Annotated in this window: 23 protein-coding genes; 7 read left to right on the forward strand and 16 right to left on the reverse strand. The window is 69.7% G+C overall.

Annotated features, from left to right (window positions below):
- Positions 1-8: 8 nt before the first annotated feature.
- Genes ACFQW8_RS16900 through ACFQW8_RS16920 form a run of 5 tightly spaced genes read right to left on the reverse strand, consistent with a single transcriptional unit; the run spans position 9 to position 4,081 of the window.
- Complete coding sequence (locus ACFQW8_RS16900; protein WP_380089380.1) at positions 9-911, reverse strand: diacylglycerol/lipid kinase family protein; 903 nt, start codon at positions 909-911, stop codon at positions 9-11.
- The gene (tatC, locus tag ACFQW8_RS16905) at positions 908-1,747 is read right to left on the reverse strand and encodes a twin-arginine translocase subunit TatC (protein ID WP_380089382.1); all 840 of its coding nucleotides are present in this window, start codon (positions 1,745-1,747) and stop codon (positions 908-910) included. Before tatC ends, ACFQW8_RS16900 begins: the two co-directional genes overlap by 4 nt.
- A 12-nt stretch (positions 1,748-1,759) precedes the next feature.
- Positions 1,760-2,086: a Sec-independent protein translocase subunit TatA gene (gene tatA, locus ACFQW8_RS16910; protein WP_380089384.1), complete on the reverse strand. Its 327-nt coding sequence runs from the start codon at positions 2,084-2,086 to the stop codon at positions 1,760-1,762.
- 34 nt (positions 2,087-2,120) lie between these two features.
- A complete protein-coding gene (locus ACFQW8_RS16915; RefSeq protein ID WP_380089386.1) occupies positions 2,121-3,092 on the reverse strand; it encodes a helix-turn-helix transcriptional regulator in 972 nt (323 codons plus the stop codon).
- Entirely contained in the window at positions 3,092-4,081 is a 990-nt protein-coding gene (locus tag ACFQW8_RS16920; protein WP_380089388.1) for a helix-turn-helix transcriptional regulator, read from the reverse strand. Before ACFQW8_RS16920 ends, ACFQW8_RS16915 begins: the two co-directional genes overlap by 1 nt.
- 31 nt (positions 4,082-4,112) lie before the next feature.
- Here ACFQW8_RS16920 and ACFQW8_RS16925 point away from each other — a divergent pair, with 31 nt between their 5' ends.
- Positions 4,113-5,216 (forward strand): DUF3866 family protein, encoded by a 1,104-nt coding sequence (locus ACFQW8_RS16925; RefSeq protein WP_380089390.1) that lies wholly within the window; start codon positions 4,113-4,115, stop codon positions 5,214-5,216.
- Here the strand turns inward: ACFQW8_RS16925 and ACFQW8_RS16930 are convergent.
- The 3 genes from ACFQW8_RS16930 to pafA form a co-directional block, all read right to left on the reverse strand.
- Positions 5,203-5,589, reverse strand: a complete 387-nt coding sequence (locus ACFQW8_RS16930; RefSeq protein ID WP_380089392.1) for an FKBP-type peptidyl-prolyl cis-trans isomerase — start codon at positions 5,587-5,589, stop codon at positions 5,203-5,205. The genes ACFQW8_RS16925 and ACFQW8_RS16930 overlap by 14 nt on opposite strands.
- Before the next feature lie 71 nt (positions 5,590-5,660).
- Positions 5,661-6,614, reverse strand: coding sequence for an FKBP-type peptidyl-prolyl cis-trans isomerase (locus ACFQW8_RS16935; RefSeq protein WP_380089394.1), 954 nt, complete (start codon positions 6,612-6,614; stop codon positions 5,661-5,663).
- 85 nt (positions 6,615-6,699) lie between these two features.
- A complete protein-coding gene (gene pafA / locus ACFQW8_RS16940; RefSeq protein WP_380089396.1) occupies positions 6,700-8,061 on the reverse strand; it encodes a Pup--protein ligase in 1,362 nt (453 codons plus the stop codon).
- A gap of 156 nt (positions 8,062-8,217) precedes the next feature.
- Here pafA and ACFQW8_RS16945 point away from each other — a divergent pair, with 156 nt between their 5' ends.
- The 3 genes from ACFQW8_RS16945 to ACFQW8_RS16955 all read left to right on the forward strand — a co-directional run bounded on the left by ACFQW8_RS16945 (position 8,218) and on the right by ACFQW8_RS16955 (position 10,904).
- Positions 8,218-8,853, forward strand: a complete 636-nt coding sequence (locus ACFQW8_RS16945) for a peroxiredoxin (protein ID WP_380089397.1) — start codon at positions 8,218-8,220, stop codon at positions 8,851-8,853.
- A 63-nt stretch (positions 8,854-8,916) separates the two neighbouring features.
- A complete protein-coding gene (locus tag ACFQW8_RS16950; RefSeq protein ID WP_380089399.1) occupies positions 8,917-9,606 on the forward strand; it encodes a dienelactone hydrolase family protein in 690 nt (229 codons plus the stop codon).
- A gap of 134 nt (positions 9,607-9,740) precedes the next feature.
- Entirely contained in the window at positions 9,741-10,904 is a 1,164-nt protein-coding gene (locus tag ACFQW8_RS16955) for a hypothetical protein (protein WP_380089401.1), read from the forward strand.
- 56 nt (positions 10,905-10,960) lie between these two features.
- Here the strand turns inward: ACFQW8_RS16955 and prcA are convergent, their stop codons facing one another.
- Genes prcA through dop form a run of 4 tightly spaced genes read right to left on the reverse strand, consistent with a single transcriptional unit; the run spans position 10,961 to position 14,377 of the window.
- Entirely contained in the window at positions 10,961-11,770 is an 810-nt protein-coding gene (prcA, locus tag ACFQW8_RS16960; protein ID WP_380089403.1) for a proteasome subunit alpha, read from the reverse strand.
- Positions 11,767-12,609, reverse strand: coding sequence for a proteasome subunit beta (gene prcB / locus ACFQW8_RS16965; RefSeq protein WP_380089405.1), 843 nt, complete (start codon positions 12,607-12,609; stop codon positions 11,767-11,769). Before prcB ends, prcA begins: the two co-directional genes overlap by 4 nt.
- Positions 12,606-12,797, reverse strand: a complete 192-nt coding sequence (locus tag ACFQW8_RS16970; RefSeq protein ID WP_380089407.1) for a ubiquitin-like protein Pup — start codon at positions 12,795-12,797, stop codon at positions 12,606-12,608. Before ACFQW8_RS16970 ends, prcB begins: the two co-directional genes overlap by 4 nt.
- Positions 12,798-12,850: 53 nt before the next feature.
- On the reverse strand, positions 12,851-14,377 hold the full coding sequence (dop, locus tag ACFQW8_RS16975) for a depupylase/deamidase Dop (protein ID WP_380089409.1): 1,527 nt from the start codon (positions 14,375-14,377) through the stop codon (positions 12,851-12,853).
- A 340-nt stretch (positions 14,378-14,717) separates the two neighbouring features.
- Between dop and ACFQW8_RS16980 the strand changes: the two genes are divergently transcribed.
- From ACFQW8_RS16980 to ACFQW8_RS16990, 3 genes are read left to right on the forward strand one after another with little or no spacing between them, the layout of a single operon-like run.
- A complete protein-coding gene (locus ACFQW8_RS16980) occupies positions 14,718-15,443 on the forward strand; it encodes an alpha/beta hydrolase (protein WP_380089411.1) in 726 nt (241 codons plus the stop codon).
- A gap of 9 nt (positions 15,444-15,452) precedes the next feature.
- Positions 15,453-16,442, forward strand: coding sequence for a ribose-phosphate diphosphokinase (locus ACFQW8_RS16985; protein ID WP_380089413.1), 990 nt, complete (start codon positions 15,453-15,455; stop codon positions 16,440-16,442).
- 5 nt (positions 16,443-16,447) lie between these two features.
- Entirely contained in the window at positions 16,448-16,795 is a 348-nt protein-coding gene (locus ACFQW8_RS16990; RefSeq protein WP_380089415.1) for a DUF3054 domain-containing protein, read from the forward strand.
- 151 nt (positions 16,796-16,946) lie between these two features.
- Here ACFQW8_RS16990 and ACFQW8_RS16995 read toward each other — a convergent pair whose 3' ends face one another.
- From ACFQW8_RS16995 to ACFQW8_RS17010, 4 genes are read right to left on the reverse strand one after another with little or no spacing between them, the layout of a single operon-like run.
- Complete coding sequence (locus tag ACFQW8_RS16995; protein ID WP_380089416.1) at positions 16,947-17,483, reverse strand: hypothetical protein; 537 nt, start codon at positions 17,481-17,483, stop codon at positions 16,947-16,949.
- A 36-nt stretch (positions 17,484-17,519) separates the two neighbouring features.
- Positions 17,520-19,184, reverse strand: coding sequence for a proteasome ATPase (arc, locus tag ACFQW8_RS17000; RefSeq protein ID WP_380089418.1), 1,665 nt, complete (start codon positions 19,182-19,184; stop codon positions 17,520-17,522).
- A 33-nt stretch (positions 19,185-19,217) separates the two neighbouring features.
- On the reverse strand, positions 19,218-20,219 hold the full coding sequence (locus ACFQW8_RS17005; RefSeq protein ID WP_380089420.1) for a tRNA (adenine-N1)-methyltransferase: 1,002 nt from the start codon (positions 20,217-20,219) through the stop codon (positions 19,218-19,220).
- A gap of 11 nt (positions 20,220-20,230) precedes the next feature.
- On the reverse strand, positions 20,231-21,331 hold the full coding sequence (locus ACFQW8_RS17010) for a site-2 protease family protein (RefSeq protein WP_380089421.1): 1,101 nt from the start codon (positions 21,329-21,331) through the stop codon (positions 20,231-20,233).
- Between the last annotated feature and the right edge of the window lie 62 nt (positions 21,332-21,393).

The following is a 21,393-nucleotide window of genomic DNA, read 5'->3' on the forward strand; positions in this document are numbered from 1 at the left end:
CGGTCAGGCTACGTCAGGACGGAGACCGCTCCGGGCACGACCTCGCACTCGAGCGGCAGTGGTCCGAACCGCTCCCCGTCGGCATACGACACGATCCCCTTGGCCTCCAGCCGGACGTGTCGGCCGCGGACGATCTCGACGGACGGGTGGCTGACGTGCTCGCCCTTGAAGACCTTGGGGAAGACGCGCAGCAGCGTCGGGATCGAGACCTCGTGGAGGATGAGGATGTCGAGCAGGCCGTCGTCGAACGCGGCGCTCGGGACGACCTTCATGCCCCCTCCGTATGCCGGCCCGTTGGCCACCGCGACGAGCATCGCCCTGGTCTCGTGGCGAGCTCCGTCGACCTCGACGACGTAGGGAATGGGCCTGAAGACGCCGAGCTCGCGCAGGATCGCGAGGTTGTAGCGCATCTGCCCCTTGGGCCAGTGCCAGCCGTTGGCCCGCTCGTTGACGACGGCGTCGAAGCCGGCGGCGAGCACTCCCAGGAACCAGCGCTCGTCGCCGCGGGGAGTGACGTGGCGGACGGCGTCGACCCGACGCGTGGCTCCGCGAAGGATCCGCTCGACCGCCTTGCCCGCGTCACGCACCGGCAGGCCGAGCTCGCGTGCGTTGTCGTTGCCCGTGCCCGCGGCGATGATGCCGAGAGGGATGTCGCTGCCGGCCACGAGGTTCACGCCGAGGTGCACCATGCCGTCGCCACCGGCGACGACGATGCAGTCGACGGAGTGGTCCGCGATGGCGGCCCGGGCCCGTGCGATGGCATGGGCGCCGTCCATGGCCGACAGGTCGACGATCTCGTGTCCCGCGGCGGCCAGCAACGAGGCAGCCTCTCGTCCGACGCGAGCACCGGTGTTCTTGCCTGCGGTCGGGTTGATGACCAGCCCGATGCGTTCGCGACGGGCGTCGCTCACAGGGTCGAGGCTTCGTCGTCCGCCGTCTGGAGCCAGTCCGGGCGGCTCTTGGCGCGACGCGAGTCGATGAGCCGGGCCACACCGTAGGCCACGAAGTAGAGGACCATCAGCGGCGCTGCGAGCAGGAACATCGTCATCGGGTCTGCGGTGGGGGTGGCGACCGCGGCGAAGACGAAGATGCCGACCGTCGCCACTCGCCAGCCTCGGATCATCCTCTCGGCAGGAAGGATGCCGACGGCGTTGAACGCGACGAGGAAGACCGGGAAGAGGAAGCCCCCACCGAAGACGAGGATGAAGCGGGTGACGAAGGAGAAGTAGGCCGAGACCTGCTGGATGTTGGACGTCCCCTCGGGCGAGAAGCCGTAGAGCAGCTGCAAGGACTGCGGCAGGACGAGATAGCCCAACCAGCAGCCGCCGACGAAGAGCGGCACGGTGGAGGCGATGAACGCCAGCGAGATCCGCTTCTCCTTCTGGGTCAGCCCCGGCACGATGAACGCCCAGAGCTGGTAGAGCCAGACCGGGCTGGCAGCGATGACACCGACGAACACCGACAGGGTGATGAGGTTGGAGAACGCCGACGTCGCCTCACCGAAGTTCAGGCTGATGGCGTTCTGCGGGTTGGCGCGCTTGTAGTCGTAGAACGGGTCCGCCAGGAAGATGAAGATGCGGTCGTAGTTCAGGCCAGCCGCAACCGCCGCGACGACGACCGTGGCAGCAGCGAGCAGGACGCGTCGGCGGAACTCGCGCAGGTGGTCGCCGAGCGACATCCTGCCTTCGGGGTCGCGCTCACGCCGCCGGGGCAGGTGAGCCCGACCGGCTTTGGCAAGTCGGGGCATCGAAGGGCTGGGTCAGACGACGTGGCCGGTCGGACCGGACTGGTTGTCCGTCCGGGGCGCGTTCTCGTCGATCGGGGACGAGGTCGGGGCTGCGGTCGGGGTCGCGGCCGGTGACGCCTGCGTGGGCGCGGGGGCAGCCGAGTCACGGTGCACGGTCTCGCCGGGCACGGTCTCGGAGGCCTTCTTGTCCTTGTCGCCCTTCATCTCGTCGACCTCGGACTTGAAGACACGCGCCGACCGACCGAGGCTGCGTGCCGCGTCAGGCAGGCGCTTCCAGCCGAAGATGACGATGAGCAGGACGGCGATGATGATGATCTCGGGGGCGCCGATGCGGTTCATGAGGCAAAGCCTTCTTCCAGTGAGAGGTCGGTGGTCAGTCTACGTCGTGGGCCTGTGGAGCGAGCGCTGCCTGCGCTCGTGCGGCGATGCGTTCGCTGAGATCCTCCGGTGAGAGCACGATGGCGTGCCCGCCCAGCTGCAGGACGAGCCGCTCGATCCACGCGGTGTCGGCCGTGCGCAGCGTGATGGTGCGGGAGCCGTCCTCGGCGTCCTCAGAGGTCTCCACCGGGTAGTAGTCGCTCACCCAGATGGCGCCGGGCAGCAGGCGCACGGTGACGAGCAGGTCGTCCTCGGCCGGGCTGAAGATGCTCTCGCCGAGCTCGCGCGGGGCGACACCCTCGGGCGGAGTGCCGTCCTCGTCGAGGACGGTCAGGTCCTCGACCCGGTCGAGCCGGAAGACGCGCACCCCCTGGGCGCGGTGGCACCACCCCTCGAGGTACCAGTGGCCGTCCGAGGCGATGACGCGCATGGGGTCGACGTCGCGCTCGGTCGACTCGTCGCGCCCGGGCACGTGATAGGTCAGGTGGAGCCGGCGGTGCTGCTCGACCCCCTCGCGGGCGCGGGCCAGGGTCGTGTCGTCGACGCGCTCCCCCGCGAGGTCCACAGAGACGCGGGCGGCGGCCTCGGCAGCCGTGCCGGACGCCGCCTCGAGCTTGGCCAGGGCCCGCTCGATGGCGTCACGCTCGGTGAGGCCGGGCACGTCGAGCAGGGTGCGCAGCCCGACGATGAGGGTGACGGCCTCGTCGACACCGAGCCGCAGGGGGCGCGAGATCGTGTCGGCGTTGCCCACGAAGACGCGGCCCTCCTCCCAGTCGGCCTCGATGAGCTCGTCGGGCATCTGGCCGTAGCCGCAGAGGAAGAGCAGGTTGAGGTCGGACTCGAGCTGCTCGACCGAGACGTCGAGGCCACGCGCGGCCTCCTCGAGCTCGATGCCCTGGCGGTTGACGAGCCACGGCACCATCGTCAGCAGGCGGGCGAGCCGGTTCGTCGCGGTCTCGGTGGCCATCAGGCGCCCGCCTCGTGCGCGGCGAGCGTGGCCCGCAGCTGGGTCTGCACGCGCTCGAGCAGCTCCGCCGGCTCGAGCACCCGCACGTGGTCGGCATGGCCGGCGATCTCGGCTGCGAACCCGTCGACGTCGTGGAAGTCGATGCCCAGCTCGGACCATCCGCTGTCCACCTCGGCCGTCGTGCTCGCCCGACGGCGCAGGCTGTGCGCTGCTCCCGGCCTCACAAGGAGCCGTGCCCGACGCGCCTCGCCATGGGGTGCGGAGCGCTCGACCATGATGCGGGCCTCGTGGTCGGCCGGCACCTCGAACGAACCTGCCCTGCCCGCCTTGCGCACCGCCCCGTCGACCCGCGAGAGGCGGAAGACGCGGGTGGCCTCGCGGTCGAGGTCGTGAGCGACGAGGTACCACCGGCCGTGCCATTGCACGAGCGACCAGGGCTGCACCCGACGTGTCTGGGACTCGCGACGCTCCGGGCGCCGGTAGGTGAACGTGATCGGCGTGCGGCTGAGGACGGCGTCCTTGACCGCCTCGAACGCGGGCTCGGTCGTGCGCAGCCGGGGCTCGATGCCGATGAGGGCGCCCTCGTCGCGCTCCACTCCGGCGGCGCGCAGCTTGCGCAGGGCCTGGGCCGCGGGCCCGGCCATCGAGGCCTGGGCCCAGCTCCGGCTCGCCAGTCCGAGGACCGCCAGCTCGTCCGGCTCGAACTCGAGGTCGGGCAGGGCGTAGTCGCGCTGGTGGATGCGGTAGCCCGGCTCGTCCTCGTGGAAGAGGTCGATCTCCTCGGTCGCCAGCGGCACACCGAGCGCCCGAAGCTCGTCCTTGTCGCGCTCGAACATCCGGTCGAAGGACTCGGTCGAGGCCGTCTCGCCGTACTGCGGCACGAGCGCGCGGATCTGGGCCTTGGACAGCGGGCGCCGCGTGTACAGAAGGACGAGAACGAGGTTGAGGAGGCGCTCGGTCTTGGCCGCCGTCCCCGTCGCTCCGCTCATGTGACCGACGCTACTCGATAGCCTGCACCTCGTGATGCAGTGGCGCGAGGGCGTGGTCGTCGAGACGACCGGTGAATGGCCGGGAGCGGTGGAGTATGCCGTGAGGCTGACTTCCGCTGGTGACACCGGTTCGGAGGTGCGTGCCCTCGCCTACACGGCGATGGTCGGGCGTCCCGAGCCCGGCGACCGGGTGGTCCTCAACGCCTCGGCCCTGCTCAAGGGTTTGGGCACTGGTGGCCTGGCGTTCATCGTCGCCATCCCGGACCGCCTCCCGCAGGACGCACCCGACTCGCTCGGGCACATCGTCAAGGCGCGCTACACCCCGCAGCAGCAGATGTTCCTCGCGGTCGACGAGCAGGACAGCATCCACCACGACGTCCTCCTCGACGCCGACTCCCTCGACGGCATGCCGGTCGTCGCCGCCGACCTGCACTCCGCCCTGCCGGCGATCATCGCCGGCGTGCGCCTGGTGCGGCCGGACGCCCGGGTCGCCTACGTCATGACGGACGGCGGCGCACTCCCCATCGCGTTCTCACGGGCCGTGGCCGGGCTCAAGGAGGCGGGCTGGCTGGCCGCGACCCTCACCGTCGGCCAGACGTTCGGCGGCGACCACGAGGCCGTCTCGCTCCACAGCGGCCTGCTTGCGGCCCGGCACGTCGTCGAGGCCGACGTCACGGTCGTCGTCCAGGGCCCGGGCAACGTCGGCACGGGCACCCCGTGGGGCTACTCGGGCGTCGCCGCCGCGGAGGCGCTGCACGCCACCCATGTGCTGGGCGGCACCTCCATCGCGGCGCTGCGCGTCTCGGGAGGTGACCCACGCCCACGGCACCGCGGGATCTCGCACCACAGCGCCACGGCATACGGGAAGGCCTTGCTCTCCCCCGCGATCCTGCCCATCCTCGCGGGCGGCGGCGAGCTGGCCGCCCTCGTCCGCAGGCAGGCAGCCGAGCTGGCCGCACACAGCCGTGCCGACCTCGACGTCGTCGAGATCGGCACGGAGGGTGTGCTGGAGGCGCTGCGTCAGACCCCGGTCAGGCTGTCGACGATGGGGCGTGGTCTCGAGGAGGACCTCGCTGCGTTCGTCGTCAGCGCCGTCGCCGGTGTGTGCGCGGCGCAGCTGGTCAGCGAACGCTGACGAGGTCCACGACGAAGATCAGGCTCTCGCCGGGCTTGATGACGCCGCCCGCGCCGCGCTCGCCGTAGGCCAGCTCGCTGGGGATGAGCAGGCGCCGGCGGCCGCCCTCCTTCATCCCGACGATGCCGTCGTCCCAACCGCGGATGACCTGACCGACGCCGAGACGGAAGGTCAGGGGCTCGCCGCGGTTCCACGAGGCGTCGAACTCCTCGCCGGTCGAGTGGGCGACACCGACGTAGTGGGCCGAGATCGTCGAGCCGACCGTGGCCTCGGCGCCGTCTCCGACGGTGAGGTCCTCGGTGACGAGCTCGGTGGGTGCTGCATCGCCCGGGAAGTCGATCTCAGGCTTGGTCGTGGCGGGGTCGAAACCCATGGGGAGTCCTTCCGGAGGTGCGGTCAGGGGATGGTGCAGGGGTCGTGCGAGGTCCAGCGCGGTGATGCTGCTCAGACGGCGCCGAGGATGTCGACGACGAAGACCATCGTGTCAGTGCCCTTGATCTCGCCCTGACCCTGCGCGCCATAGCCGTCGGCGGGCGGGACGACGAGCATGACGCGGCTGCCGACGGGCTGGCCGACCAAGGACTTGTCCCAGCCGGGCACGACCGCGCCGACGCCGATGGGGGTCGGGAAGCCGGTCGCGTTGCTGTCGAAGACCTTGCCGCTGCCCCAGAGGGCGCCGGTGTAGGCCACGCGCAGCGTCTGGCCCTTGGTGACCTTGGCTCCCTTGCCCGTGATGAGCGGCTGGCTGACGAGGGTCTTGGGCGGGGTGGTCTTGGGCATCGCGATGGTCGCGGCCTTGCCGGGGTTCCACTTGACCGTGGGCAGACCGGCCTTGGGGGCCACGGCGGCTCCGGTGGCCTCCTTGGACGGCGCCACGACCTTGACGACGTCGACGACGAACACCATGGGGTCCTCGGGCTTGAGGCCGAGGCCCTCGTTGCCCTGGGGGCCGTAGACGTCGGAGGTCTTGGCACCGATGAGAACACGTGCTCCGGGCTTGGAGCCGGGCAGCTGGGACGTGAAGAGGGGCAGCATCTTCTGGTCGGTCAGGTCGATGCCGAGCGTCTGGCTCTCCTTCCAGGTGCTGGTGACGGTCTTGCCGTCGGTGCCGTTGACGATCTGGGCCTTGATCGCGAGCATGTCGGTCTTGCCGGCGGCCTGGCCCTCGCCCTCGGTGATGACGCGCTTGGTCTCACCGGTGAGCTTGAGCGGCTTGGTCCCGAGCGTGACGGTCGGCTCCTTGGCCGGGTCCGTCCCCTCGACCTTGACGGAGGCGAGCGGACCGGCGTCGGCCTTCGCGTCGCTGGCGGACTCGCCGGAGGAGTCGCCGCAGCCTGCGAGGGCCACGACACCCACGACGAGAGCGGCGGCGAGGGGTGCGAAACGGGGGCGGGACACAGGTGATACCTCAGATTTCAGCGGTGGCTGGGAAGGGGCCACCATAACCAGACGACCTGACCCTTTCCTGAATCCCGTGCCCGGGTCACATGCCCGCGATGAGCCGCTCGACGCGCGGATCCTCGTTGCGGAACGGGTCCTTGCACAGGACCGTGCGCTGCGCCTGGTCGTTGAGCTTGAGGTGGACCCAGTCGACCGTGAAGTCGCGCCGGTGCTCCTGGGCCGCCCGGATGAAGTCACCGCGCAGCTTGGCCCGGGTCGTGGGCGGCGGCTTGACCTTGGCCTCGAAGATCTCGGGATCCGTGACGGCTCGCGCCGCCCTCCCCCGCGCCTGCAGCAGGTAGAACAGCCCACGCCGCCGGTTGACGTCGTGGTAGGCGAGGTCGATCTGGGCGAGCCGCGGGTGGTCGAGGTCGAGGCTGTGCCTGGTGGCGTAGTCGCTGAGCAGCCTGTGCTTGATCATCCAGTCGATCTCGGTGTCGACCTTGCTGTGGTTGCCCGACTCCACCGCGTCGAGGGTGCGCTCCCAGAGGTCGAGGACCGTCTTGTGATCGGGGTCGCTCGTGCCTTCACGCTCGACGTATGCCGTTGCGGCAGTCAGGTATTCACGTTGCAGGTCCAGGGCGCTCAGCTCACGTCCGTTGGCCAGGCGCACGAGTCGCCGGCCGGTCATGTCGTGGCTGATCTCGCGGATGGCCCGGATCGGGTTCTCGAGGGTGAGGTCGCGCATCACGACCTCGTCCTCGATCATCCGCAGCACGAGGTCGCACGAGCCCACCTTGAGCAGGGTCGTCGTCTCGCTCATGTTGGAGTCGCCGACGATGACGTGCAGGCGCCGGTAGTGCTCGGCGTCGGCGTGGGGCTCGTCGCGGGTGTTGATGATCGGACGGCTGCGGGTCGTCGCCGACGACACGCCCTCCCAGATGTGGTCCGCCCGCTGGCTCACGGCATACTCCACGCCCTTGGAGGTGCGCACGAGCTTGCCGGCGCCGCAGATGATCTGGCGGCTGATGAGGAACGGCAGCAGCGCGTCCGAGAAGACCTGGAAGTCGCCGGCGCGCCCGACGAGGTAGTTCTCGTGGCAGCCGTAGGAGTTGCCGGCCGAGTCGGTGTTGTTCTTGAAGACGTAGATGTCGCCGCGCACGCCGTCCTCCCGCAGGCGTGCCTCCGCGTCGGCGACCAGACCCTCGACGACCCGCTCCCCCGCACGGTCGTGAGCGACCAGCTGGCGCAGCGAGTCGCACTCTGCCGTGGCGTACTCAGGGTGGCTGCCCACGTCGAGATAGAGCCGGGACCCGTTGGCGAGGAAGACGTTGCTCGAGCGGCCCCAGGCCACGACCTTGCGGAAGAGGTAGCGGGCGACCTCGTCGGGCGTGAGCGTGCGCTGACCCTCGGACGAGGCCGTGATGCCGTACTCGTTCTCGATCCCGAAGATCCGTCGGTCCATGGCGTCACCCTAGTCGCGCGGCGCCGTCTGCCCTCTCCCTGACGGTCGCGCCGCGAAGAGCGGCGTCCAGCATCCGAAACGTCGGCTCCACCATGCGGGACTTAACGGCATGTTAGGGATCTGACAACTTCGTGTTACCGACGAGAGGACCGATCCATGGCCACGCTGCGTCTCGGCGACAACGCCCCCGACTTCACGGCTGAGACCACCGAGGGTGAGATCAGCTTCCACGACTGGAAGGGCGACGGCTGGGCCGTCCTCTTCAGCCACCCGGCCGACTTCACCCCCGTCTGCACCACCGAGCTCGGCCGCGTCGCGGCGCTCAAGGACGAGTGGGCCAAGCGCGACGCCAAGGTGCTCGCCGTCTCCGTCGACGCGATCGAGGACCACCAGGCCTGGAAGAAGGACATCGAGGAGGTCGGCGGCTCCGCCGTGACCTACCCGATCGTCGCCGACAAGGACCGCAAGGTCGCCGAGCTCTACGACATGATCCACCCCGGCGAGGGCGACACCTCGAGCGTGCGCTCGGTCTTCCTCATCGACCCCAAGGGCAAGGTCCGCCTCTCCCTGACCTACCCCAAGAGCGCCGGCCGCAACTTCGACGAGGTCCTGCGCGCCCTCGACGCCCTCCAGGTCAACGACTCCGGACCGTTCTCGACCCCCGCCGACTGGCAGCCGGGTGAGCGCGTCATCGTCGCGCCGACCGTGTCCACCGAGGACGCCCGCGACAAGTTCGGTGAGGTCGAAGAGGTCAAGCCCTACCTCCGCTACGCCGCAGCCCCCACCGCCTGACCGGACAAGCTCGCCGTATGCCGTGCGCTCCCCTCCCGGAGCGCACGGCATACGTTTTGTCCCATGACCCCATCGATCGAGCTCGACGTCCCCGCAGACCTGCTGATCCCCGCGTCCGGCTCCGGACCGGGGATCGTGCTCTTCCAGGAGATCTTCGGGGTGACCGACTACATCCGCTCGCGGGCGCAGGACCTCGTCGACCTCGGCTACGTCGTGCTCGTGCCGCACTTCTACGGACGGCTCGGCGACCCGGTCGTCGAGGAAGGCGGCGACGGGCTCCCCCAGGCGATGGGCCTGCTCGAGGAGCTCGACTGGGACGGCGCCGTGGCCGACGGGGTTGCCGCGCTGAGCGCCCTACGCGACCACCCAGCGGTGACGGGTGGCGTCGGTCTCCTCGGCTTCTGCTTCGGCGGTGGACTCGCCTTCAACGTTGCGGCAGTGGCGGATTCGAAGCCCGACGCCCTGGTGAGCTACTACGGATCCGCGCTCCCGTCGCTGCTGGGGCTCGCACCCGAGGTCACGACGCCGAGCCTGCACCACTTCGGGGACAGCGACGACTACATCCCGGTCGACACCGTTCGCGAGATCGAGCAGGCTGTCACCGGCGCCAACGACGACGTCACGTTCGTGGTCCACCCGGGCGCCGGCCACGCCTTCGACAACCCGTCGCCGATGTTCCACCACGAGGGTGCGTCACAGGAGGCCTGGGCCAAGACCGTGGCGTGGCTCGGGGCCAAGCTCCCCACCGCCTGAGCGGCTCCGCAGAGGAGCTGTCTGGCCGGCATACCAAGTCTTGACCGAGTCCATACCCGCCAAGGGGCGCCCAGGACGATGCGGACTCTCCATCATCGGACGAGCCACATCCCTTCGCTGAAAGGCCGAACATCGTGATCCGTTCCCTGGGCCGCACCCCCGCGACTGCCCTCGCCCTGTCCCTCGTCGCCAGCGTGGCAGGTGGGGCTCTCGCCCTGCCGACCGCCTCGGCCAAGCCTGCGGCCCCTGTGACGTCCACCGTCGCCGGGACCGACAGCGACGGAGACAGCCTTCCCGACGCCTGGGAGACGCAGGGCTACGACGCGGACGGCAACGGAACCATCGACGTCGACCTCCCCGCGATGGGCGCGAACCCGCAGCGCAAGGACGTCTTCGTCGAGATGGACTACATGCAGGGCCGGCTGCCCCGCACCACCGCGTTCGACCGGATCGTCCAGAGCTTCGCGAGCGCGCCCGTCAGCAACCCCGACGGCACGACCGGCATCACGATCCACCTCGACGCCGGCTCGGCCGGGGGCGCCGCGCACAACCTCGGCGGGGGCAACCAGGTCACCTACGACGCCAACCTCTCGCCCGCCTCACGCGAGACGAACGCGATCAAGGCCAAGAACTTCGCCTCGGTTCGCTCCTCGGTCTTCTACTACATGCTCTGGGCAGACGACTACGACCGCTCGTGCAGCAGCGGTCTCGCGCTCGGCATCCCCGCGGACACGTTCATCGTGACGATGGGGCCGCGCTGCGCCTGGAGTCCCACTGAGGACATGCAGGTGGGGACCTTCCTGCACGAGCTCGGCCACGGCCTCGGTCTCAAGCACGGCGGCACCGACCACGTGAACTACAAGCCGAACTACCTCAGCGTCATGAACTACACCTTCCAGTTCGGCGGCGTGCCCCTGGCCGCGGGCGGCTCCTCGTTCAGCTACTCCGACACTGCCGCGGTCAGCCTCAACGAGAGCGCGCTGGCCGAACCGACCGGGCTGGGCGCCACCGCATCGAAGTACCGCACCGCTTGGTACTGCGGCACGACCAAGCAGACGTCGGCGGGCGCGGCGAGCAACCCCATCGACTGGAACTGCGACAACGACACCGTCGACAACCCGGTGGCCACGGACATCAACCGCAGCGGCAGCCAGACGACGCTGACCGCCCAGGACAACTGGGACAACATCGTCTTCGGCGGTGGCCTTGTCGGCGGTGCCGGTAGCCGCGTGGCCACCACGACGGACGGCCTGCGCGAGCTCACCAAGCGCGAGTGGGCCCAGCTGCACAAGCACTGACACGGCCTGCGTTCCGCAGCTTCGGGGCCTGGACCCCGAAGCTGCGGACCGGGCGACTAGTCGGAGTCGGGTGTCGGCTCGTCGCCGTGGCGCTGCGTCTGCGGGTTGCTCGCTGCTTGGCGCGGGGAGTCGTGGTCGACGGGGGGTGCGTCGTCGGTCGGGTCGTCCTCGGACAGGAGCTGACCGAGCAGCGCTCCGTTGATGCGACGGAAGGTGCGCCGAGACCTCGTGCGGTCGAGCACGGCCACCTCAAGGGCGTCAGGTCCAAGCTCCCGGTCGGCTCCACCAGCGGGGTCGTGGGCCAGACCCGCCACCGCAAGCTGCAGTGCCTGGGCGAGGGTCAGGCCGGGCTGCCACTGCTCGGTGAGGCGCTCCTCGATCTGCTCGGACGCCCCACCCATGGCGACGAGGCCGCGCTCGTCGGCGACGGAGCCGTCATAGGTGAGTCGGTAGATCTGGTCGTCCTCGACGTCGTTGCCGACCTCGGCGACGACGATCTCGACCTCGTAGGGCTTGGACTCCTGGGTGAAGACCGTCCCGAGCGTCTGCGCGTAGGCGTTGGCAAGACCTCGGGCGGTCACATCGCTGCGGTCGTAGGAGTAACCGCGCAGGTCGGCATACCGGACGCCGGCAACGCGCAGGTTCTCGAACTCGTTGTACTTGCCGACCGCCGCGAACGCGATCCGGTCATAGATCTCGCCGATCTTGTGCAGGCTTCGTGAGCGGTTCTCGGCGACGAAGGCGATGCCGTGGTCGTAGCCGAGGACGACGACCGACCGACCACGAGCGATGCCCTTGCGGGCGAAGTCGGCGCGGTCCTTCATGAGCTGCTCGGGCGAGACGTAGAACGGCATACCCGCGGTCATGAGGCACCTCCCCCGCGTCGTCCGCCGGGATTGCCCCGGCGGTCGGCCACGATGGCGTCGACCACGGGGGCGACCCCGTCGTCGGGCACGAAGCGCGCCCCGTCCGCGTCGACGAGCGCGACGGTCGGCCAGATCCGCCGACCGACGTCCGGGCCACCGGTGGCCGAGTCGTCGTCGGCCGCGTCCCAGAGGGCCTCGACGGCGATCCGGACGGCCTCATCGCTCGGCATGCCCGGACTGTAGAGCTTCTTGAGGGCGCCACGGGCGAAGAGCGAGCCCGAGCCGACGCTGTGGTGGTCGTGCTCCTCGTAGCACCCGCCGGTGACGTCGTAGGAGAAGATCCGGCCGATCCCGTCCTGGTGGTCGAAGCCGGCGAAGACCGGCACGACGCTCAGGCCCTGCATGGCCATGGCGAGGTTGCCGCGGATCATCGAGGCGAGCCGGTTGGCCTTGCCCTCGAGGGACATGAGCGTGCCCTCAATCTTCTCGTAGTGCTCGAGCTCGACCTGGAAGAGTCGGACGAGCTCGATCGCGAGACCTGCGGTGCCGGCGATGCCCACGACGGAGAACTCGTCGGTCGCGAAGACCTTCTCCATGTCGCGGTTGGCGATGAGGTTGCCCATCGTCGCGCGCCGGTCACCGGCCATGAGGACGCCGCCGTCATAGGTCAGCGTGACGATCGTCGTGCCGTGCGGGGCGTCGATCGTCGCTCCCGGCGGCAGCCCACGGCGTGAGGGGATGAGACTCGGCTCGTGCTCCGCGACGAACTCGGTGAACGAGGCAGAACCCGTGCGCAGGTATGCCGCGGGGAGACGACCGCTGTCAGACAGGGAGCTCACTGGCCGCCCTTCTGGACGAAACCACGCACGAACTCCTCGGCGTTGGTCTCGAGGACGCCGTCGATCTCGTCGAGGATGTCGTCGATGTCGGTGTCGGCGACCTGGGCCGCGGGCGCCGCTGCGGGCGCGGGCGCGTCGTCCGGACCGTCGTCCCGTCGACCTGGCTTGATCTGCTCCTGGCCGGCCATGGGCTCCTCCTCGTGTCACGTGAGGCACCGTCACGGTGCCTGCACGTCCGAGCCTAGTCGGCGCTCCTCTCGACCGCGGCCAGGGACTCGAGGAGCGACCGGATGTCGGGCGCCCCGTCGACGAGATCGCCCACAGCGTCCTTCGTGCCGCGCAGGGGTTCGAGGATGGGGATGCGCTGAAGGGAGCGCTCGCCGGGCACCTCGACGACGACGGAGTCCCACGACGCGGCGACGACCGACTCGGGGAACTTGCGCAGGCACGCCCCGCGGAACCACGCCCTCGTGTCCTCGGGTGCCTCGTCCATCGCTCGGGTGGCTTCGGCCTCGGGCACGAGCACGTCGACGCGACCGGTCGCCGCCAGTCGGTGGGCCAGGCCCCGGTCGGCGCGCACGTCGGACCACTGGATGTCCACGGCCTTGAGCCGCGGGTCGCCCCAGCCGAGGGAGTCACGCTCGCGGTAGCCCTCGAGGACGGACAGCTTGGCCACCCAGTCGACCCATCGACGCGCGTCCATCGGGTCGCCCTCGAGAGCGGTCAGCACCGTGTCCCACCAGTGCAGGACCTCGGTGGTCTCGGCGTCGACGTCGCTCCCCCACTTGTCGTCGACGTAGGACGCGGCCAGCTCGTGGAAGGTGCGCAGCAGCTCGACCGGACGGATCGAGCGGCCGTCGGTGAGCTCGATCGTCGACTGGAGGCTGGGGTCGTGGCTGACGGCCTGGAGGGTGCGCACGGGCGACCTGATGCTGAGCTCGGTCCGGAACGCGTCGTCCTCGATCATGGCCAGGACGAGCGAGGTGGAGCCCATCTTGACGAGGTTGGCCACGTCGCAGTGGTTGGCATCGCCGAGGATGACGTGCAGGCGGCGATAGAGGTCGGCCACGGCGTGCGGCTCGTCGCGGGTGTTGATGATCGGTCGCTTGAGCGTGGTCTCGAGCCCGACCTCGGTCTCGAAGAAGTCGCTGCGCTGGGCCAGCTGGTAGCCGGCGGTGCGCGAGTCGACGCCGATGCCGACCCGACCGGACCCGGCCATGACCTGGCGCACGACGAAGAAGGGCGTCAGCTGGGCGATGATCCGGGAGAAGGGTGTGCGGCGCGACATGAGGTAGTTCTCGTGCGTGCCGTAGGACGCGCCCTTGCCGTCGGTGTTGTTCTTGTAGAGGTTGACCCCCGGCGGGACGGTCGCGAGACGGTGCACGGCCTCGCGCATCACGAGCTCTCCGGCCTTGTCCCAGACGACGGCGTCGCGCGGGTTCGTCACCTCGGGCGACGAGTACTCCGGGTGGGCGTGGTCGACGTACAGACGCGCTCCGTTGGTGAGGACGACGTTGGCCATCGTCGGGTCCTCGATGTCGGTGAGCTGGCTCGGGTGGGCCGCTCCCCTGCCCATGTCGAAGCCGCGGGCGTCGTGCAGCGGCGTCTCGTCGGCGTAGTCCCACGACGCCTGCGCCGGACGGATCCCCCGGCTCGCGGCATACGTCGTCACGACGTCCCCGGACAGGACCATGGGGTTGGCCGTCGGTGAACCGGGGACCGAGATGCCGTACTCCGTCTCGATACCCATGACGCGCCGGACGGTCATCGCGCACCCGCGACGGAGAGGAATCGGGACATGCGTGCAAGGAAACCATGCCCGGCGCCGCGCAGGCCCCACGGCATACTCCCGGCATGCGCTCCTATCGCGGGATGTCTCCGCTCACCACCGTGACCGTCGCCGTCGCGGACCGCCTGAGGGTGCCGGTCGAGCGGATGACCGAGACGGAACGACACCTGGCCCGCGCCCGGACCTATCCCACGAAGCCGCCCTGGTCCTGGGTCACCGGCCGGGCCGACCCCGCTGTCGGCATCACCTTCGGGACGGCGCCGGCCCGGGACGGCTACGAGATCCCCTGCGCATCTATCGTCCGCGCGCGATTCGGGACGTGCAGACCGACGTTCCCGTCATCGTCTGGTTCCACGGCGGCGGCTGGGTCCTCGGCAACGTCGTGAACTACGACCCCATCTGCACGCAGCTGGCGGCCGAGGTCGGCGCCGTGGTCGTGAGCGTCGACTACCGGTTGGCGCCCGAGAGCCCGTCGCCGACGGGGGTCCACGACGCGGTGGACGCGACGACCTGGATCGCGGCCCAGTCCGACGTGCTGCGGGCCGATGCCCACCGGCTGGCGGTGTGTGGGGACTCGGCGGGCGGTCACCTGGCGGCTGTCGTGGCCCAGGTCGTCCACGCGCGCGGCGCCGACTGGATCCGCCACCAGGCGCTCATCTATCCGGCCACCGACCTGACCATGCAGTCGCCGTCCATCGACGAGCACGCCAACGCACCCATCCTCACCAAGGCCTCGATCCTTGCGTTCCGGGAGCTGTATGCCGGCGGGCAGGACCTCACCGACCCGCTGGTCTCGCCGCTCTTCGGCGAGCTGTCCGGGCTGCCGCCCGCGCTCATCCAGACGGCGGACCTCGACCCGATCCGGGACGACGGAGTCCGGTATGCCGCTGCGCTCCGTTCCGCTGGTGTCCAGGTGCGCCACACGAACTACCTTCGGGTTCCGCACGGTTTCGCGAGCTTCCCGGGCGCCAGTGCTGCGGGCCCACAGCAGCGCTGGGAGCTCGTCAGTGAACTCCGCCGCCACCTGACCGGGGCTCTGGCCTAGGGTCGACCCATGCGCGAGATCGTGGTCTTCTCCGGCAGTGCCCACCAGACTCTCGCCTCCCGCATCTGCGACAAGCTGGGAGTTCCGCTGTCACGCAGCGAGAGCAAGCGCTTCAGCAACGACTGCCTCCAAGCTCAGCTCCTGGCGAACTGCCGCCAGCGCGACGTCTACATCATCCAGCCGCTCGTGCCTCCGACGCAGGAGCACCTCATGGAGCTGCTCCTGATGATCGACGCGGCGCGTGGTGCGTCCGCGGCCCAGATCACTGCGGTCATCCCCCACTTCGCCTATGCGCGCTCCGACAAGAAGGATGCGTCGCGCATCTCGCTCGGCGGGCGGCTCGTTGCCGACCTCATCTCGACCGCCGGCGCCCACCGGGTGCTCACGATGAACCTTCACGCCCCGCAGGTGCACGGCTTCTTCTCGGTCCCCGTCGACCACCTCACCGCCCTCGGCGTGCTCGCCGACCACTTCCGTGGCACCGACCTCACGAACTCGGTCGTCATCTCCCCCGACCTCGGCAACGCCAAGGAGGCGACCCAGTTCTCGCGCCTCCTCGGCCTTCCGGTGGCCGCCGGCAGCAAGCAGCGGCAGAGCGACGACAAGGTCGTCATCGACTCGATCGTCGGTGACGTCCGGGGCAAGCGCGCCATCGTCCTCGACGACGAGATCGCGACGGGTGGCTCGATCCTCGAGCTGCTCGACCGCCTCGCCGACTTCGGGGTCACCGAGGCCGCGGTGGCGTGCACCCACGGGCTCTTCGCGGGCAAGGCAGTCGAGCGACTGCGGGGCCACCCCATGGTGAGCCAGATCGTCACCACCGACACGGTGCCCGCGCCGAGCGACTGGCCGGAGCTCCAGGTCCGCACCGTCTCTGGTCTCTTCGCCGAGGCGATCGCCCGAATTCACGGCGGTGAGTCGGTGAGCATCCTCTTCGACGGCGTCGACCCGACCCACGCACCACCCCAGGGCTCGCTCTTCGACAAGGTGGGTGGCTGACGGCGATGAGCCGGCTCATCGCGCCTGTCCTCGACCTCCTCGCCGTCGTGGTCTTCGCCCTCGTGGGGCGACGTTCCCACGCGCACGGCATCACCTTCGCCGGCGTCCTCGAGACCGCAGCGCCGTTCCTTTGCGGCACCGCCGCCGGCTATCTCGTCGCGTCGCTCACCCTGGACGCCTCGCCCCGGTCGTGGCAGTTCGGTGTCATCGTCGTCGTGGCCACGGTCGCGGTCGGGATGCTCTTCCGTCGGTTGGCTGCGACCGGCACGGCTCCGTCGTTCGTCGTCGTGGCGACGGTCTTCCTCGGGGTAACGATGCTCGGCTGGCGTCTCGTCGCCCGCCTCCTGGACTGACGCTGCGCCGACACGCCCCAGCGTTCACCAGGTCGGATCTGGCGATGGAAGGCACACGGACCGCGTCTTTCCGCCGCGAATGACGCGGAGCCGAGCGCCCGGACATGCCGCGATCCGGGAGGTTGGGTCGACGAGCCCCCTGTCGCGCGGCCTATTGTGTGTGAATTGGGTTGCCGAGGCCGGGTCCCGGGTCGCTGGTCGGGATCCCCTCCCCCGGCCCAACGTGGTCCGGCCAAGGGGGGAGCAACACCTCGATCCGGGCCAGCTGGTCTTTTGTCACCCAAGAGGGGTTCGACATGTGGGCTTGCTTCTGGACTTCGAGGTCGGTGATGCCCACGCCGAGGAGCTCCGTCGAGGACAGCTCGGCTCCTCTCTCGAAGAGGGAGATGTCGAGCGAGACCTGGTTTGCGACAGGGAGCCCGGACTCGGCGTCAGTGTCCTGCACGTGCCCCGTGACCCAGCCCACGCCCCAGATGCCACGCGTCAGACGTCGGCCGTTGCCCGAGACCCAGAGGATGGCTCGGTCTCCGGGCTTCATCATCCGGCTGCGGTAGTTCCTCGCGACGCACCATGTCGTGACGACACCGGTCCCGGGCTGGCCGATCTGTCGCGGCACGTCGGAGTTGAGCTCGGGATCGCACTTGATGAGCCAAGCCCCGAGGTTGTCTTCGGTGATGAGGTGCGCCATGGGCCCGTTCTACCAAAGCGGCGGACTTGGACTGACCTAGAGGTACTGACCGGTGTTGGCGATGGTCGAGATCGACCGGCCCGGCTCGTTGCCTTCCTTGGTCTTGATGAGCGTGCGGATGTAGACGATGCGCTCGCCCTTCTTGCCCGAGATCCGTGCCCAGTCGTCGGGGTTGGTGGTGTTGGGCAGGTCCTCGTTCTCCTTGAACTCGTCGACGCAGCTCTGCAGCAGGTGGTCGACGCGCAGGCCTCGGTGACCGGTCAGGAGGAAGTCCTTGATGGCCATCTTCTTGGCGCGGTCGACGATGTTCTGGATCATCGCGCCGCTGTTGAAGTCCTTGAAGTAGAGGACCTCCTTGTCGCCGCCGGCATACGTCACCTCGAGAAACTCGTTGTCCTCGTCCTCGGCATACATGCGAGTCACGACGGCCTCGGTCATCGCGTCGACCGTGGCCTCGGGCGACCCGCCGTTCTCGGCCAGGTCATCCGCGTGCAGCGGCAGGTCGGCCGTGAGGTACTTCGCGAAGATCTCGGTCGAGGCCTGGGCATCCGGGCGCTCGATCTTGATCTTCACGTCGAGGCGTCCGGGCCGCAGGATCGCAGGGTCGATCATGTCCTCGCGGTTGCTGGCACCGATGACGATGACGTTCTCGAGGCCCTCGACGCCGTCGATCTCGCTGAGGAGCTGCGGGACGATCGTCGTCTCGACGTCGCTGGAGACGCCGGACCCGCGGGTGCGGAAGAGGCTGTCCATCTCGTCGAAGAACACGACGACCGGGAAGCCCTCGGACGACTTCTCGCGGGCGCGCTGGAAGATGAGGCGGATGTGCCGCTCGGTCTCACCGACGTACTTGTTGAGCAGCTCGGGACCCTTGATGTTGAGGAAGTAGCTCTTGCCCGGTGCCCGCCCCTCCTTCTCGGCGATCTTGCGGGACAGCGACGCCGCGACCGCCTTGGCGATCATCGTCTTGCCGCAGCCGGGCGGACCGTAGAGCAGCACGCCCTTGGGCGGCTTGAGGTGGTGCTCGGTGAAGAGGTCCGGGTGGAGGTAGGGCAGCTCGACCGCGTCACGGATGAGCTCGATCTGGCTGCCGAGACCGCCGATGTCGTCGTAGGCGATGTCCGGCACCTCCTCGAGGACGAGGTCCGCGACCTCGGCCCGCGGGATCTGCTCGTAGACGAAGGCACTGCGGGGCTCGAGCAGGAGGGCGTCACCGACGCGCAGCTTGACGTCCTTGAGGGAGGCGGCCACACGGCATACCCGCTCCTCGTCGGCGCGCGACAGGACGAGCACGCGGTCGTCCTCGAGCAGCTCCTTGAGCTGGACGACCTCGCCGGCCCGCTCGAAGCCGTGGACGGCCACGACGTTCATGGCCTCGTTGAGCATGACCTCGCGGCCGACCTCGATCTCGCCCGCCTCGATCGTCGGGCTCACCGCGACGTGCATCTTGCGGCCACCCGTGAGGACGTCGACCGTCTTGTCGCCGAACGTTTCAAGGACGATGCCGTAGCCGGACGGCGGCTGACCCAGCCGGTCGACCTCGGTCTTGAGCGTGACGATCTGGTCGCGGGCGTCGCGGAGCGTGCGCACGAGGCGCTCGTTCTGCGCGGACACGGTGTTGACCTGCGAACGCAGGTCGGTGACCGTGCCCTCGAGACGGCGCACGGCATCGCTCGTGGGTGGAGGGGTGAACTCGGTCATCGGGGCCTCCTCGGCTCGACTGGCCCCTTAACGCTAACCCGTGACGCTGCGACGGACCTTCCTGACTCGCTTGTCGGACGGAACGCGTTCGCCGATGGCCTCCGGCGTCCACTCCTCGGCGTCCGCTCCGGGCAGCGGGTCAGCGGGGATGCCGTCCGCGTCCTCCGCGCTCTCGTAGCCCTTCCCGGGACGTCGCTTGCGCAACGGCGGGGTGACTCCGGGCGCGAGGCGCCGGGTGGTGATGAGGAAGCCGGTGTGGCCGTGCATGCGGTGCTGGGGCCGGACCGCCAGGCCCTCGAGGTGCCAACCGCGCACGAGCGACTCCCAGGCGGACGGTTCGGTCCACTCCCCCGCGTCGCGCATCGCCTCGGCGACCTTGGACAGCTGGGTGGCCGTGGCGACGTAGCAGATGAGCACGCCACCAGGAGCGAGGGCCTCACCGACGACGTCGAGGCACTCCCACGGGGCAAGCATGTCGAGGACGACGCGGTCGACGGTGCCGGGCTCGACGTTCGCCGGCAGCGCCTCGACGAGATCGCCGACGGTGACCGTCCATGCCGGGTGGTCGGTGCCGAAGTAGGCGCGCGCGTTGGCCATCGCGATGTCCGCGAAGTCCTCACGCCGCTCGAACGAGTGGAGGCGACCGGTCTCACCGACGGCGCGCAGCAACGACATCGACAGGGCTCCCGAGCCGACGCCCGCCTCGACGACGACGGCGCCGGGGAAGATGTCGGCCATCGTCACGATCTGGCCGGCGTCCTTGGGGTAGACCACGGCAGCCCCCCGTGGCATCGACATGACGTAGTCGGACAGCAGCGGTCGCAGCGCGAGGTACTGGAAGCCCGCGGTGTTGGTGACCGTCGAGCCGTCAGGTGAGCCGATGAGGTCGTCGTGCTGGAGGTAGCCGCGGTGGGTGTGGAACTGCTTGCCCGGCGCGAGGGTGATGGTGTGGAGGCGGCCCTTGGAGTCCGTCAGCTGCACTCGCTCACCTTCGGCAAAGGGTCCACGTCGCAGGTCGGCACCGGTCGCACTCATGGGGGTGGAGTCTAGTTGCCGGCGATCGCCGCGTTGACCGCCTCGACGGTGACGAGGCCGAGCACCCTGCCGTCCTCGACGGCGACGACCACCTGGCTCGAGGACTCCTGGATGGCGGTGACGACGGCGGTGAGGTCGTCGTGGCGCCCGGTCTCGGCGACCCACCCGTCGGGCTGCATGCGGGCCAGGGCCGACACCGGGGTCGTGGCCCATCGCTCCCGCGGCACCGTCGCGGCATCGGCCGGGAGGACGAGCGAGGTCGGGCGGCCGCTCTCGTCGACGACCACGGCGAGCCCGCCGGTCGCAGCCGAGGCCTCGAGCACGTCCCCGCTGCGCAGCACCGGGACCGGCCGCACCACCTGGGCGACGGTCCCCCGGCCGAGCATCTCGCGTGCCTGACCCGTGCGGATCGCAGCGGTCGCGCCCCGCCACATGAAGGCCGCGATGAGACCCGACCAGATGATCCAGGTGAAGGACGGCGAGTCCCCCGAGACGAGCGGCCTCACGACGAAGAAGAGGACGACGCCGAGGGTCACGACCCGCCCCGTCCATCCGGCCGCGATCAACCCCTTCTCGCGTCGACCGGTCGCCTTCCAGACGGCCGCGTCGACCAGCTGCCCACCGTCGAGCGGGAGTCCCGGAAGGAGGTTGAAGACGGCCAGCAGCACGTTGACGAAGGCCACTCCGTAGAGGATCCGGCTGGGCACGTCGGCGCTGACGGCGAGGGAGGCCACCCAAGCGACGAGGCCGAGGGCGAGGTTGGCGACCGGGCCGACGACGGCTATCGCCGCCGCCTTCCCGGGCGTGGACAGACGAGCGTCGTATGCCGTGTGCCCACCCCAGAGGTCGGCCACCACTCGGTGGACCGGCAGGCCCAGGGCCACGGCCATGCCGGCGTGCGCTCCCTCGTGGACCAGGACGGAGATGAGGAGCGAGACGGCGTAGGCCACGCCGATGGCGTAGGCCACGGCACCCAGCTCCGGGGCGCCACTGCCGATGATGAACGTGATGACCGCTGCGAGGAGCAGCCAGCTCGCGCCGATCTGGACCGGAACCCCGCCGACACGGGCTATGACGAGGCCGGAGGACTTGGTCTCACTGGGTACGGCCACGCCGCGACCCTACAAGGCACGACGGCATACTGGGACACGTGAACTCCTCCACGACGACGTCA

Source organism: Knoellia altitudinis (assembly GCF_042666355.1).
Lineage (GTDB): Bacteria > Actinomycetota > Actinomycetes > Actinomycetales > Dermatophilaceae > Knoellia > Knoellia altitudinis.